This window comes from Stenotrophomonas sp. 10L48 (assembly GCF_056395105.1).
In genome coordinates this window covers 54,880-68,340 of the sequence record NZ_JBFTIX010000018.1, presented here as the reverse complement: position 1 = coordinate 68,340, position 13,461 = coordinate 54,880, and the positions used below count along the sequence as shown (strand labels likewise).

Genomic DNA, 13,461 nt, shown 5'->3' with positions numbered 1-13,461 from the left:
GTACTGCCGGATGGCAGGAGGTAGTGCCGGCCGCTGGCCGGCAACCTCATTGGATTCGCATCAAGCGATCAGCAGCTGCCGGCCAGCGGCCGGCACTACCGTTTCAAATCAGCTGGTGGCGTTGCGCTTCTTGAACACGCGCTGCACCACGACGAAGAACAGCGGCACGAAGAACACGCCGAGTACGGTGCCGACCACCATGCCGCCGAGCACGCCGGTGCCGATCGCCTGCTTGGCGCCGGAGCCGGCACCGCTGGAGATCGCCAGCGGCAGCACGCCCATGCCGAAGGCCAGCGAGGTCATGATGATCGGGCGCAGACGGTCGCGGACCGCGTGCATCGTCGCTTCGATCAGCCCCGCGCCCTTCTCCAGATGCTCCTTGGCGAACTCGACGATCAGGATCGCGTTCTTGCTGGTCAAGCCCACCGTGGTCAGCATCGCCACCTGGAAATAGATGTCGCGCTCCATGCCACGGAAGGTATTGGCCAGCACCGCACCGAGGATGCCCAGCGGCGCCACCAGCAGCACCGAGGTCGGCACGCTCCAGCTTTCATACAACGCGGCAAGGCACAGGAACACGATCATCAGCGACAGGGTGTACAGCAGCGGCGTCTGCGAGCCCGCCTGGCGTTCCTGGTAGGACATCGCCGTCCACTCGACGCCGAAGCCCGCCGGCAACTGCTTGGCCAGCTGTTCGATCTCGGCCATGGCATCACCGGACGCCACGCCCGGGGCCGGTTCGCCCTGGATTTCGGTAGCCGACACGCCGTTGTAGCGTTCCAGGCGCGGCGAGCCGTAGTCCCAATGCTTGCTGGCGAAGGCGCTGAACGGAACCATCTCGCCCTTGTCGTTCTTCACCGACCAGAGATCGAAGTCCTCCGGCACCATGCGGAACGGCTGGTCAGCCTGCACGAACACGCGCTTGACGCGGCCGCGATCGATGAAGTCATCGATGTACGAGCTGCCCCACGCGGTGGCCAGGGTGGTGTTGACCTGGTCGATCGACAGGCCCAGCGAGCTGGCCTTGGCCACATCGATATCGATGCGGAACTGCGGCGTGTCCTCCTGGCCGTTCGGTCGCACGTTGGCCAGCTTCTTGCTGCCGGCCGCCAGGCCCAGCAGCTGGTTGCGGGCCGCCAGCAATGCCTCGTGGCCCTGGCCGCTGTTGTCCTTCAGGAAGAAGGTGTAGCCGGAGGCCGTGCCCAGTTCCGGAATGGCCGGCGGCGGGAAGGCAAAGATGAAGGCATCCTTGATCTGCCCCAGCGCGGCCATCGCGCGTCCGGTGATCGGCATCACACCGTTGTCGGCGTCACGATCCTTCCAGTCCTTCAGCTTGACGAAGGCCATGCCCGCGTTCTGGCCCATGCCGGCGAAGCTGAAGCCCTGCACCGAGAACACCGACTCGACGGCACCCTTCTCGTTTTCCATGAAGTGCTTTTCGAGCGCGGCGATCGATTCCAGCGTGCGCTCCTGGGTTGCGCCCACCGGCGCCTGCACCAGCGCCATCAGCACGCCCTGGTCTTCGTTGGGCAGGAACGAGCTGGGCAGGCGCACGAACAGCACGCCCATCAGCAGGAACAGCGCGGCCACGATGCCCATGAACCGCCACGGGCGATGCAGAATGCCGCGCACGCCGCGCTGGTAGCTCTCGCTGGTGCGGTCGAAGCCACGGTTGAAACCGTTGAAGAAGCGACCGGCGAAACCGCGGTGGGCGACATGGTGCTCACCCTTCTTCAGCGGCTTGAGCATGGTGGCGCACAGCGCTGGCGTCAGCACGATCGCGACCAGCACCGACAACGCCATCGCCGAGACGATCGTCGCAGAGAACTGCCGGTAGATCACGCCGGTGGAGCCGCTCATGAAGGCCATCGGCACGAACACCGCCGACAACACCAGGCCGATACCCACCAGCGCGCCGGTGATCTGGCTCATCGACTTGCGGGTGGCTTCCAGCGGCGACAGGCCCTCTTCGGACATGATGCGCTCGACGTTCTCCACCACCACGATGGCATCGTCCACCAGCAGGCCGATGGCCAGCACCATCGCGAACATGGTCAGCATGTTCACCGAGAAGCCCAGCACCGACAGCACGCCGAAGGTACCCAGCAGCACCACCGGCACGGCGATGGTCGGGATCAGGGTGGCGCGGAAGTTCTGCAGGAACAGGTACATCACCACGAACACCAGCACGATCGCTTCGAGCAGGGTCTGCACCACGCCCTTGATCGACACGCGCACGAACGGGGTGGTGTCGTACGGGATCTCGGCCTTCAGGCCGGCCGGGAAGAAGCCTTCCAGTTCCTTCAGCGTTTCATCGACACCGGCAGCGGTATCCAGCGCGTTGGCGCCGGTGGCCAGGGTGACCGCCAGGCCGCTAGCCGGCTGCCCGTTGTAACGGGTGACGAAGTCGTACGACTCGGCGCCCAGCTCGACGCGGGCTACATCGCCCAGGCGCAGTTCGGCACCGTCCTGCGCACCGCGCACGATGATGTTGCGGAACTGTTCCGGGGTCTGCAGGCGCGACTGCGCGTTGATGGTGGCGTTGAGCTGCTGGCCCTTCACCGACGGCGCACCACCCAGCTGACCGATGGCCACCTGCGCGTTCTGTGCCTTCACCGCAGCGACCACTTCCGGCACCGACATGCCGTAGGTGTGCAGCTTGTTCGGGTCCAGCCAGATGCGCATGGCGTACTTGCCACCGAACACCTGGATGTTGCCCACGCCCGGAACGCGGCTGAGACGGTCCACGACGTTGGAACCGACGTAGTCGGCGATGTCGTTGGCATCCATGCTGCCATCTTCGGACACGAACGCGATGACGTTCAGGAAGCCCGAGCTGGACTTGGCCACGTTGATGCCCTGCCGCTGCACTTCCTGCGGCAGCAGCGGCATCGCCAGCTGCAGCTTGTTCTGCACCTGCACCTGGGCGATGTCGGGGTTGGTCCCGCTCTCGAAGGTCAGGGTGATGGTGGCCTGGCCGTTGGACGAACTGTTGGAGGAGAAATAGATCAGGCCATCAAGGCCCTTCATGTTCTGCTCGATGATCTGCGTCACCGAGTCTTCGACCACCTTGGCCGAAGCACCCGGGTAGCTGGCGCTGATTTCCACCGCCGGCGGTGCGACGTTGGGGTACATCGAGATCGGCAGCTTGAACAGGGCCAGGCCGCCGGCGAGCATGATGATGATCGCGATGACCCACGCGAAGATGGGTCGATCGATGAAGAAACGTGCCATGGAGTTCTCCGCTTACTTCGCGCCTGCGGCCGCAGCTGCAGGTTGGGCGGCGGCCGGCTTGGCCGGGGCGGCGCCCTGTTCGGTGGCATTCACGGGCATGCCCGGGCCGATCTTCTGCAGGCCTTCGACGATGACCTTGTCGCCGGCCTTCAGGCCGTCCTCGACCAGCCACTTGTCGCCGACGGTGCGGCTGACCTTGACCGGGCGCACTTCGACCTTGTTGTCCTTGCCGACCACCATTGCACTGGTATCGCCCTTCGGATCGCGGGCGATGCCCTGCATCGGCACCAGCACCGCATCGCTGCGCACACCGCCGCCGATCACCGCGCGCACGTACATGCCCGGCATCAGCAGGCCATCGGGGTTGTCGACCCTGACCCGCAGCGCGAAGCTGCCGGTGGCCGGATCGACGCTGACTTCGGAGAACTCCAGCGTGCCCTTGTGTTCGAAGGTGCTGCCGTCTTCCATCAGGATGCTGACCGGCGTCTGCTGGTTGTCCTGCAGGCGGCCGGCGGCCAGTTCGCGGCGCAGCTGCAGCAGCTCGGCCGAGGACTGGGTCAGGTCGACGTAGATCGGGTCCAGCTGCTGCACGGTTGCCAGCGCCGTGGCCTGGCCGGCGCTGACCAGCGCGCCCTGGGTGACGCTGGACTTGCCGATGCGGCCGCTGATCGGCGCGGTGATGCGCGCATAGCCGAGGGTCACGTTGGCGGCATCCAATGAGGCCTTGGCGGCGCCGACATCGGCCTCTGCCTGCTTCTGCGCAGCCACGGCGTTTTCCAGATCCTGCTGGCTGACCGCGTCGACCTTGGCCAGCTCGGTGATGCGCTTGGCGCTCAGCCGCGCCGCATTGGCGGTGGCTTCGGCGCGGGCCAGCTGTGCACGCGCACTGTTGGCCTGGGCGCGGTAGCTGGCGTCCTCGATCTGGTACAGCGGCTCGCCGGCCTTGACCATCCCACCCTCGGTGAACAGGCGCTTGGCGACGATGCCGTTGACCTGCGGGCGCACTTCGGCCACCAGGAAGGCGTTGGTGCGGCCCGGCAGCTCACGGGTCAACCCGACGGTCTCGGACTTCAGCGTGACCACGCTGACCTGGCCCGGTCCCTGTTCGGGTGCCTGGGGTTGGCCGCCACAGGCAGCGACGGTGGCAGCGATCGCCAGCGACAACGCGAAGGGTCGGATTCGGCTCAGCAACATGATGGGAATGGCTCTTGAAGGGAGGGATCTCAGCAGGTGCTGATACGACGGACCCTCCCCTTGCAGGAGTAAGTCCGCGCGAACAGCGCCCACCCGCGTGAAGTGGGAGCCAGGACGGGCCTGCCACGCACACGACGGGAATGATGGGACGGAAATATACATACATGCGTGTTTGTTTGTAAAGCAGTACAATTCAGCCACGTTTCACCCGCACTCGTACCCGCTCATGGCCCGCAAAACCAAAGAGGACACCCAGGCAACCCGCGAAGGCATCCTGGATGCCGCCGAAGCCTGTTTCCACGAACACGGCGTGGCCCGGACCACGCTGGAGATGATCGGTGCCCGCGCCGGCTACACCCGCGGCGCCGTGTACTGGCATTTCAAGAACAAGGGCGAGGTGCTGACCGCGATCGTCGAACGGGTGCACCTGCCCTTCATGCAGGAGCTGGAGCGCACCTCCACCGACCAGCGCGACACGCCGGTGCATGACCTGCGCGCGGTGATGATCCACTCGTTCATCGAGCTGTCCGAGGACGAGCGCCTGCGCAAGACCATGGAGATCATGCTGCGCAGCGATGCCTCGGCCGACACCAGGGTGCTGACCGAACTGCAGCAGAGCGGTTTCCGCGATGCCCTGGACCGGATGGAACGCGCCCTGCGCCGTGCCCAGGACCTGGGCCAGCTGCGCGACGGCGCCGACCCGAAGATCGCCGCGCGCATGCTGCACGCCACCGTGCTCGGCGTGCTGCACGGGGCGATGGTCGAACCGGACCTGATGGACCTCAAGCGCGACGGCATGCTGGCGCTGGACATGACCCTGGCCGCCTACGTGAAGGAAGGCGTGTTCGTACCGGGTTCGGTGCCCGAGCCGCTGCCGGAGGCGTGACGGCGCCGCCGGGCATGGCCCGGCGCTACCGCAGATTCGGCCACAAAGGTAGCGCCGGGCCATGCCCGGCGAGTACGTAACGGGTCGGAGCCCTCGCCATGGCGAGGGATCCGACCCTGCATAACGAAAAAGGCCGCCTTTCGGCGGCCTTTTCGCATTCCCGGTTACAGGATGTAACGGCTCAGGTCCGGGTCCTGCACCAGTTCACCCAGGTGCGCATCGACATAGGCACTGTCGATGGCCAAGGTTTCACCATCGCGGTCCGGTGCTTCGTAGCTGAGCGAATCCAGCAGGCGCTCCAGCACGGTATGCAGGCGGCGCGCACCGATGTTCTCCTGGCGCTCGTTCACCTGGAAGGCGATCTCGGCCAGGCGGTCGATGGCATCGGTGGTGAAGCTGACCTTGACGCCTTCGGTGGCCAGCAGCGCTTCGTACTGCTTGGTCAGCGCAGCCTTCGGCTCGGTCAGGATGCGCACGAAATCAGCCTTGCTCAGCGCACCCAGCTCCACGCGGATCGGGAAGCGACCCTGCAGTTCCGGGATCAGGTCGCTGGGCTTGGCCAGGTGGAACGCACCCGATGCGATGAACAGGATGTGGTCGGTCTTGATCGTGCCGTACTTGGTGGACACGTTGGAACCTTCCACCAGCGGCAGCAGATCGCGCTGCACGCCTTCGCGCGAGACATCGCCACCGCCCACGTTGTCACCCCGCTTGGCGACCTTGTCGATCTCGTCGATGAACACGATGCCGTGCTGCTCGCAGGCCTCGATCGCGGCGGTGCGGATGTCATCCTCGTTGACCAGCTTGCCGGCCTCTTCCTCCTGCAGCAGCGGACGCGCGGCCTTGATGGTCAGCGTGCGCTTGTGGGCCTTGGCGCCACCACCGAGGTTGGCGAACATCGACTTCAGCTGCTGGCCCATTTCCTCCATGCCCGGCGGGGTCATGATGTCCATGCTGACGTTGGCAGTCAGGTCGAGCTCGATCTCGCGATCGTCCAGCTCGCCGTTGCGCAGCATCTTGCGGAACTTGATGCGGGTCTCGTTGTCCTGCGCCGACGGTTCGTTGCGCGCAGCCTCCGGGTCGAAGCCGATGCCACCGCTGCGGCGCGGCAGCAGCGCATCGAGGATGCGGTCTTCGGCGCGCTCTTCGGCCTGCGTGCGCACGCGCACCTTGGCCTGCTCGCGGTACAGCTTGACGGCGGTATCGGCCAGGTCACGGATGATCTGCTCGACATCCTTGCCGACATAGCCGACTTCGGTGAAGCGGGTCGCTTCGACCTTGACGAACGGCGCGTTGGCCAGCGTGGCCAGGCGGCGCGCGATCTCGGTCTTGCCGACGCCGGTCGGGCCGATCATCAGGATGTTCTTGGGCATGACCTCGTTGCGCAGCTCGGGCTGCAGCTGCATGCGGCGCCAGCGGTTGCGCAGGGCGATGGCGACCGCGCGCTTGGCGTCGTGCTGGCCGACGATGTGCCGGTCCAGCTCCTGCACGATCTCGCGCGGGGTCATGGTGGCGGAGGAAACTTCGATCTTGTGCGGCATGGGTGTGCTCACGAATGCGTTGTCGGTAGCGCCGGGCCATGCCCGGCGGATCAGGAATGTGTGTGACGGTTCCCCGTCACAACTCCTCGACCACCACGTTGCGGTTGGTGTAGATGCAGATGTCGCCGGCGATGTTGATCGCTTCGCTGGCGATGGTGCGTGCATCCAGTTCGGTGTGCGCCATCAGCGCGCGTGCAGCGGACAGCGCATACGAGCCACCGGAACCGATGGCGATGATGCCGTCCTCCGGCTCGATCACGTCGCCGGTGCCGCTGATGATCAGCGAGGTTTCCTTGTCGGCCACCGCCAGCAGGGCTTCGAGCTTGCCGAGGCGGCGCTCGGTGCGCCAATCCTTGGCCAGTTCCACCGCGGCACGCTGCAGCTGGCCATGCTTTTCCAGCTTGGCTTCGAACAGCTCGAACAGGGTGAAGGCATCGGCGGCGGCACCGGCAAAGCCGGCCAGTACCTGGCCATCGCGGCCAAGGCGGCGGACCTTGCGTGCGTTGCCCTTCATCACCGTGTGGCCGAGGGTGACCTGGCCGTCGCCGGCAATGGCCACGTGCTCGCCGCGACGAACGCAGACGATGGTGGTGGCGTGGAAAACGGTGGGATTCTGACTGGGGTCCATGCGGCCTCCGATAGCTGTTCACGGGACATGGGGACAGCCGCCGAAGCGATCAAGCCCGCACCGATAGCTGCCGTTCAGCGCTTGGCATGCGATGGCCGGCCCGGATTGGGTTCAATGCCCCACGCCACGTACCAGTCCTCACCCTGCGTCTCGATCGGGTGCTGGGTGCGGCCCGAGCCGTTGCCACAGGCCAGTGCGTCGGCAGCGCAGTAACGGTCGCAGCCCCAGCAGATACGCTCGGGGTGCTTGGGACGCAGCGGAATGGGCTTTGCCATGGTCGGTATCTCGTCGTGGCCTGCGGCCACGATGCACCGGCGACCACTGCCCCGCCCTGATCCAGATCAAGCGGCGGCCGTTCCGGTAGCACCGGGCCATGCCCGGCGAGCGCGCAGCGCGGGCGGTGTCGCGTACACGACACATGGATCGCACAGCCGCCGGGCATGGCCCAGCGCTACCCCACCGTGTCGGGCGGGTCTTTGCGACGTTTCGCGCGCGGATGCGCGGCATCGTAGACCTTGGCCAGATGCTGGAAATCCAGATGGGTGTAGATCTGCGTGGTGGCGATGTCGGCATGGCCGAGCAGTTCCTGCACACCGCGCAGGTCACCGGAGGATTCCAGGATGTGGCTGGCGAAACTGTGCCGCAGCATGTGCGGGTGCACGTGCTTGAACAGGCCCTGGCGCTGCGCCAGCTGGCGGATGCGGATCTGCACCGCGCGCTGGCTGATCGGCCCGTTGCGGCCGGGGAAAACCGGTGTGGCGCCACTACCACCGCTTTCGCTGCGCCAGGTCAGCAGCGCTTCGCGTGCCGGCTTTCCGAAGGGGACGCGACGTTGCCGGTTGCCCTTGCCCATCACGTTGACCAGGCCACTGGCGAAATCCAGATCGCGCCAGGTCAGCGCACAGACTTCGCTCAACCGCAGGCCGGAGGAATAGAACAGTTCCAGCAGCGCGCGGTCACGACGACCCAGCTCGCCTTCCGGTTCCAGTTCAACCAGCTGCACGGCTTCATCGGCGTCGAGCACCTGCGGCAGCCGTCGCGGCGCACGCGGCGCCTTCAGCGTCGCTGCCGGGCTGGCCTCGATGCGGCCATGCTTGAGCAGCCAGGCATAGAAGCTGCGGCAGGCCGACAGCCGGCGTTGCAGGCTCTTGGCCGACAGGCCACGGCGGTGTTCATCGGCAACGAACTGGCGCACCGCGTCGGTATCCAGCGCCTCCACGGCCACCCCGCGGGGTTCGGCCCACACCGACAACGCATCCAGGTCGCGGCGGTAGGCGTCGAGCGTATGCGCCGACATCCGCCGCTCCACCTGCAGGTGCTGCAGGAACGCCTGCACCGCGCTCATCGTCGTCGTTTCCCGCTCAATCCGCGAAGCGCTTGAGCCCGGTCACCAGGGCCTCGCCCATCATCCGCAGGAACAGCGTGCCCATGCCGGGATAGAAGCGGTTCGGATCATGGCTGCCCACCGCGATCAGGCCAACACCCGGCAGCGGCAGCAGCGCGGTGGTCTGCACCTCCTCGCTGCGCGCGCCGTACAGCACCGCGTTCTTGTCGCTGTGCAGGCGGCCGCAGATCGGCTCACCATCCTTCAGGCAGTCGCGGAACGGGCCCAGCTGCGCATCATCGGCAGCCAGCACCTGCAGCCACTCGGCCTGCTCCAGCCCGGCCACCGGCGCATGCACGACCAGCCGTACCAGATCGCCGGCGAAATCTTCCTGCAGTGACGCCGCCATCGCGCGCAGCGTGTCGGCGGCGTTGTCCTGCTTCATCAGGGCCAGGGTGAGCTGATGCGTGCGCACCGCCAACCGCTCGTTGACCTGCGCGGTCGCGCCCAGGTCGGCCAACCGTCGCGCCAGCTCGCGGTTCTTCTCGCGCAGCACTTCCAGCTGGTAGCTGGCCAGCGATGCGGTCGGGCCGTCATCGCGTGGCACCACCAGGGTCAGCGCCAGGTCCGGGAACTGCTTGAGGAAACCCGGATGGCGCCGCAACCAGGCGGCGACTTCATGGGCACCGAGCTTGTCGACGGTCTCAGTCATGCGATCCACTCCCCTTCGAAGACGAATGCGGTCGGGCCCGCCATCACCACCGGCTGGCCATCGCCCGGCCACTGGATGCGCAGGTCGCCACCAGGCAGGCTGATGCGCGCATCGCGCTGCAGGCGGCCGCGATGCATCAGGGTCACTGCGGCCGCGCAGGCGCCACTGCCGCAGGCCAGGGTTTCACCCACGCCGCGCTCGAACACGCGCAGGCGCACATGTTCCGGGCCCATTACCTGGGCGAAGCCCACGTTCACCGACTTCGGGAACGAGGCATGCTGCTGCAGCAGTCCGCCCACGCGCTCGACCGGTGCGGCATCGACCAGGCCCACTTCAATCACCGCGTGCGGATTACCCATCGACACCGCCGCGAAGCGCACGGTCTCACCCTGCAGTGGCAGCAGGTACTCCTCGCGCGGGTGGGCGAAGCCGATCAGCGGCACCTGCGCCGGATCGAACAGCGGCACGCCCATCGCCACCGCGTACTGGCCATCGCCGAGGACATCCACGGCATGGCTGGCCAGCGGGCTGTCGATGACGAAGCGGTCGCCCTGCGCACTGCCCTCGCGCACCAGCCAGGCAGCGATGCAGCGCGCGCCGTTGCCGCACTGCTCGGAATTGGAACCATCGGCGTTCCAGATGCGGTAAGAGGCGACGGAGCCTTCGGCGCGCGGCGGCTCGATGGTCAGGATCTGGTCGCAGCCGACGCCGGTATGGCGGTCGGCCAGGCGCGCGGCCAGTTCCGGGGTGGGCGGCGGGGTGCCGTCGCGCAGGTCGATCACTACGAAATCGTTGCCCGCGCCGTGCATCTTGCTGAAGCGCAGGCCGTTGGTACCGGCCTTACTCATTCCCGTCGTCCACCTTCTTGGCCGGATCAGGAGTGACGGACGGACTGCCGTCGCGCGGGGCCTGGGTGGCAGCAGGCGTGGCGTCGGCATCAGCGGCCGGTTCGACGGTTTCTTCCACCGGCACCGGCTTCTGCGGCAGCACCAGCGGGCCCTTGTTGCCGCATGCGGCGAGGAACAGCAGCGAGGCCGCTGCCAGCGGAATCAGGATGACATTGCGATGGGGGATGTTCATGCCCCGAGTATAGCCATTGGCGGCTGAGCGGTTGGTGCAGGGTGCCGCACCACGCATCCGCCGGGCATGGCCCGGCGCTGCCGCAACCCGGCACCGTGGCAACGCCGGGCCATGCCCGGCGGGAGAGATCAATCGGCCGGCGGCAGCGGCCGGGTCCACAGCCAGATCGCCACCACGGTCATGCTGCCGATGGAGAACCACTTCACCCAGGCCACCGGCACGCACCACAGCATGATGCCGGCGCACACCGCCATGGTGATCGTGGCCATCCATTTGCCGTACCGGCTCACCGCACCATGTGCCTGCCAGTTGGCGATGGCCGGGCCGAAGCGCGGGTGCTGCAGCAGCCAGCCGTGCAGGCGCTCGGAGCCGCGCGAGGCGGCCCAGGCCGAGATCAGGATGAATACGGTGGTAGGCAGCCCCGGCACGAAGATGCCGACGATGCCGGTGCCCAGGCTGGCATAGGCCAGCAGCCACCACGCCCAACGGAACCGCACCGGCCGGGCGGGCGTTGGCAGGTCCTTGGTGGCGGGCGGTTCGGGCGGGCGCATCGCGCAAGGATACCGAGCGCAGGTGGCGGCGGCGATATCACCGCCGCCACGATGCGTCATTCCGTCGCAGCACCGGCCGCGGGCGTTTCGATGCCCAGCTGCTGCAGCACGAATGCATACGACTCGGACAGTTCGCGGTAACGCTGGAAGCGCCCGGACTTGCCGCCGTGGCCGGCTTCCATGTTGGTGCGGAACAGGATCGGGAAGGTGCTGGTGTTGTCATCACGCAGCTTGGCCACCCACTTGGCCGGTTCCCAGTACTGCACCTGCGAATCCCACAGGCCGGTACCCACGAACAGCGACGGATAGGCCTGCTTTTTCACGTTGTCGTAGGGCGAGTAGGACAGCATGTACTCGTAGTACGGCTTCTGTTCGGGGTTGCCCCACTCGTCGTACTCGTTGGTGGTCAGCGGGATGGTCGGGTCAAGCATGGTGGTGACCACGTCCACGAACGGCACCTGCGCCACCAGCACGCGGTAGTCCTGCGGCGCCTGGTTGGCGATGGCGCCCATCAGCAGGCCACCGGCGCTGCCACCGGACGCGGCGACACGGTCCTTCGCGGCCCAGCCCTGTGCCACCAGGCCACGGGTGACGTCGATGAAGTCGTTGAAGGTGTTCTGCTTGTGCAGCAGCTTGCCGTTCTCGTACCAGTCGCGACCCATTTCCTGGCCACCGCGGATGTGGGCGATGGCGTACACCACGCCACGGTCGAGCAGGCTCACCGCCGTCTGGTTGAAGTAGGGGTCCATCGACATGCCGTAGCTGCCGTAGGCGTACTGGAACAGCGCGCCGGTGCCATCCTTCCTGTAGCCCTTGCGATAGACCAGCGACACCGGCACCTTCACCCCGTCGCGCGCGGTGATCCACACCCGGTCGGTCTCGTACTTCGAGGCGTCATAGCCGATCACCGGCTGCTGCTTGAGCTGGCGACGCTCGCCGGTGGCGGTGTTCAGTTCGTACACCGTGGTCGGCGTGGTCATCGAGGTGTACACGTAGCGCAGCCACGTGGTGTCAGCCTCGGTGTTGTCGCCCAGGCCCATCGAATAGGCCGGTTCGTCGGCCTTTACGTAGTCGTTGCGACCGTCCTTGAACAGCAGGCGGATGCGCTCCAGGCCTTCGGAACGTTCGGCGATGGCGGTGTAGGTATCGAACAGTTCGAAGCCTTCGATGAACACCGCATCGTCATGGGCGATCCAGTCCTTCCACTGCGCACGCGAGGTGGCATCGGTCGGTGCGGTCACCAGCTTGAAGTTCTTCGCGCCATCGTTGGTGCGGATCACCCAGCGGCCATCATAGTGGTCGGCGTCGTACTCCACGTCGCGCTGGCGCGGGGCGAGCACGGTGAACGTGGTCGGGTCGCTGGCCGGCGCGTAGCGCTCTTCGGAGGACACGGTGCTGTGCACGCCGATGGTGATGAAGCGATCGTCGCGGGTGCGGCCGATGCCCATGTAGAAGCTGTCGTCCTTCTCTTCGTAGACGACGGTGTCGGCGCTGGCCGGGGTGCCCAGCACGTGCTTCTTCACCCGCACGGTCAGCAGGGTTTCCGGATCGTTCTCGACATACAGCACGGTGCGGTTGTCGTCGGCCCAGACCAGGTCGCCCGAGGTGCCGGTGATCGTGTCCGGCAGCACCGCGCCGGTGCGCAGGTCCTTGAAGCGGATGACGTACTGGCGGCGGCCCACGTCATCGTCGGCCCAGGCCAGCAGCTGGTTGTCCTGGCTGACCTCCATCGAGCCGACGCTGAAATAGCCCTTGCCGGCGGCCATCGTGTTGACGTTGAGCAGGACCTCTTCCGGCGCGTCCATGCTGGCCTTGCGGCGCGCATGGATGGGATAGTCCTGGCCGGTCTCGTAGCGGCTGTAGTACCAGTAGCCGCGCTCGCGCGCCGGCACGCTGGCATCGTCCTGCTTGATGCGGCCGACGATCTCGCCGTACAGCGCATCCTCCAGCGGCTTCAGTGGTGCCAGCAGCTGGTCGGCGTAGGCGTTCTCGGCCTGCAGGTAGGCCAGCATGGCCTTGTCCTCGCGCTTGTCGTCGCGCAGCCAGTAATAGTCATCGTTGCGGGTCGCGCCGAACGGCGCCTTGACCACGTGCGGACGCTTCTCAACATCCGGCGGAACGGGCGGGGTGGCGGCGGTAGCGGTGCTGGTCATCAGGCTCGCAAGCAACAGGCAGAGAATGGATTTCATGAAATAAGGCTCCTTGATCGGCAATGCAATGGCGTCCTTGCGTCTGAGTCTGGGTGGCAGGGGGGCTGCGGGCAACCCTGCGGATCGTCATGGGTGCGCGGGGGTAGTGCCGGGCGCCGGCC

The 13,461-nt window shown here is 66.6% G+C and carries 12 protein-coding genes; 1 reads left to right on the top strand and 11 read right to left on the bottom strand.

Features of this window, described 5'->3' with window-relative positions; genetic code table 11:
• Positions 1-108: 108 nt before the first annotated feature.
• A complete protein-coding gene (gene smeE, locus AC1DCU_RS20105) occupies positions 109-3,234 on the bottom strand; it encodes a multidrug efflux RND transporter permease subunit SmeE (protein ID WP_080149814.1) in 3,126 nt (1,041 codons plus the stop codon).
• A gap of 12 nt (positions 3,235-3,246) precedes the next feature.
• Complete coding sequence (smeD, locus tag AC1DCU_RS20100) at positions 3,247-4,428, bottom strand: multidrug efflux RND transporter periplasmic adaptor subunit SmeD (protein ID WP_032976547.1); 1,182 nt, start codon at positions 4,426-4,428, stop codon at positions 3,247-3,249.
• Between the two features lie 226 nt (positions 4,429-4,654).
• On the opposite strand from smeD, the gene smeT reads away from it, so the two are divergent.
• Positions 4,655-5,314: an efflux transporter SmeDEF transcriptional repressor SmeT gene (gene smeT, locus AC1DCU_RS20095; protein WP_025877280.1), complete on the top strand. Its 660-nt coding sequence runs from the start codon at positions 4,655-4,657 to the stop codon at positions 5,312-5,314.
• Positions 5,315-5,478: 164 nt separating this feature from the next.
• Here smeT and hslU read toward each other — a convergent pair whose 3' ends face one another.
• From hslU to AC1DCU_RS20050, 9 genes are all read right to left on the bottom strand, one after another.
• On the bottom strand, positions 5,479-6,855 hold the full coding sequence (hslU, locus tag AC1DCU_RS20090) for an ATP-dependent protease ATPase subunit HslU (protein ID WP_025877282.1): 1,377 nt from the start codon (positions 6,853-6,855) through the stop codon (positions 5,479-5,481).
• 76 nt (positions 6,856-6,931) lie between these two features.
• Positions 6,932-7,483 carry an ATP-dependent protease subunit HslV gene (gene hslV / locus AC1DCU_RS20085; protein ID WP_025877284.1) on the bottom strand — a complete coding sequence of 184 codons (552 nt, stop codon included), beginning with the start codon at positions 7,481-7,483 and terminating at the stop codon, positions 6,932-6,934.
• Positions 7,484-7,557: 74 nt separating this feature from the next.
• Positions 7,558-7,758, bottom strand: a complete 201-nt coding sequence (locus AC1DCU_RS20080) for a DUF3079 domain-containing protein (protein WP_313115464.1) — start codon at positions 7,756-7,758, stop codon at positions 7,558-7,560.
• A gap of 176 nt (positions 7,759-7,934) precedes the next feature.
• On the bottom strand, positions 7,935-8,828 hold the full coding sequence (gene xerC / locus AC1DCU_RS20075; protein ID WP_032976548.1) for a tyrosine recombinase XerC: 894 nt from the start codon (positions 8,826-8,828) through the stop codon (positions 7,935-7,937).
• 16 nt (positions 8,829-8,844) lie between these two features.
• Positions 8,845-9,519 (bottom strand): DUF484 family protein, encoded by a 675-nt coding sequence (locus AC1DCU_RS20070; protein WP_025877290.1) that lies wholly within the window; start codon positions 9,517-9,519, stop codon positions 8,845-8,847.
• Positions 9,516-10,367 carry a diaminopimelate epimerase gene (gene dapF, locus AC1DCU_RS20065; RefSeq protein WP_033832253.1) on the bottom strand — a complete coding sequence of 284 codons (852 nt, stop codon included), beginning with the start codon at positions 10,365-10,367 and terminating at the stop codon, positions 9,516-9,518. Before dapF ends, AC1DCU_RS20070 begins: the two co-directional genes overlap by 4 nt.
• The gene (gene lptM / locus AC1DCU_RS20060; protein ID WP_025877294.1) at positions 10,360-10,599 is read right to left on the bottom strand and encodes an LPS translocon maturation chaperone LptM; all 240 of its coding nucleotides are present in this window, start codon (positions 10,597-10,599) and stop codon (positions 10,360-10,362) included. The genes dapF and lptM overlap by 8 nt, the downstream gene beginning before the upstream one ends.
• 128 nt (positions 10,600-10,727) lie before the next feature.
• Positions 10,728-11,150, bottom strand: a complete 423-nt coding sequence (locus AC1DCU_RS20055; protein ID WP_032976551.1) for a YbaN family protein — start codon at positions 11,148-11,150, stop codon at positions 10,728-10,730.
• Positions 11,151-11,206: 56 nt separating this feature from the next.
• A complete protein-coding gene (locus tag AC1DCU_RS20050; protein ID WP_313115457.1) occupies positions 11,207-13,339 on the bottom strand; it encodes a S9 family peptidase in 2,133 nt (710 codons plus the stop codon).
• Positions 13,340-13,461: the final 122 nt, after the last annotated feature.

Bases quoted from the DNA above. Each gene is read 5' to 3' on its own strand.
- hslV (WP_025877284.1), bottom strand. From the start codon at position 7,483: ATGGACCCCAGTCAGAATCCCACCGTTTTCCACGCCACCACCATCGTC.
- AC1DCU_RS20055 (WP_032976551.1), bottom strand. From the start codon at position 11,150: ATGCGCCCGCCCGAACCGCCCGCCACCAAGGACCTGCCAACGCCCGCC.
- hslU (WP_025877282.1), bottom strand. From the start codon at position 6,855: ATGCCGCACAAGATCGAAGTTTCCTCCGCCACCATGACCCCGCGCGAG.
- smeD (WP_032976547.1), bottom strand. From the start codon at position 4,428: ATGTTGCTGAGCCGAATCCGACCCTTCGCGTTGTCGCTGGCGATCGCT.
- AC1DCU_RS20050 (WP_313115457.1), bottom strand. From the start codon at position 13,339: ATGAAATCCATTCTCTGCCTGTTGCTTGCGAGCCTGATGACCAGCACC.
- AC1DCU_RS20080 (WP_313115464.1), bottom strand. From the start codon at position 7,758: ATGGCAAAGCCCATTCCGCTGCGTCCCAAGCACCCCGAGCGTATCTGC.
- smeE (WP_080149814.1), bottom strand. From the start codon at position 3,234: ATGGCACGTTTCTTCATCGATCGACCCATCTTCGCGTGGGTCATCGCG.
- xerC (WP_032976548.1), bottom strand. From the start codon at position 8,828: ATGAGCGCGGTGCAGGCGTTCCTGCAGCACCTGCAGGTGGAGCGGCGG.
- smeT (WP_025877280.1), top strand. From the start codon at position 4,655: ATGGCCCGCAAAACCAAAGAGGACACCCAGGCAACCCGCGAAGGCATC.
- lptM (WP_025877294.1), bottom strand. From the start codon at position 10,599: ATGAACATCCCCCATCGCAATGTCATCCTGATTCCGCTGGCAGCGGCC.
- AC1DCU_RS20070 (WP_025877290.1), bottom strand. From the start codon at position 9,519: ATGACTGAGACCGTCGACAAGCTCGGTGCCCATGAAGTCGCCGCCTGG.
- dapF (WP_033832253.1), bottom strand. From the start codon at position 10,367: ATGAGTAAGGCCGGTACCAACGGCCTGCGCTTCAGCAAGATGCACGGC.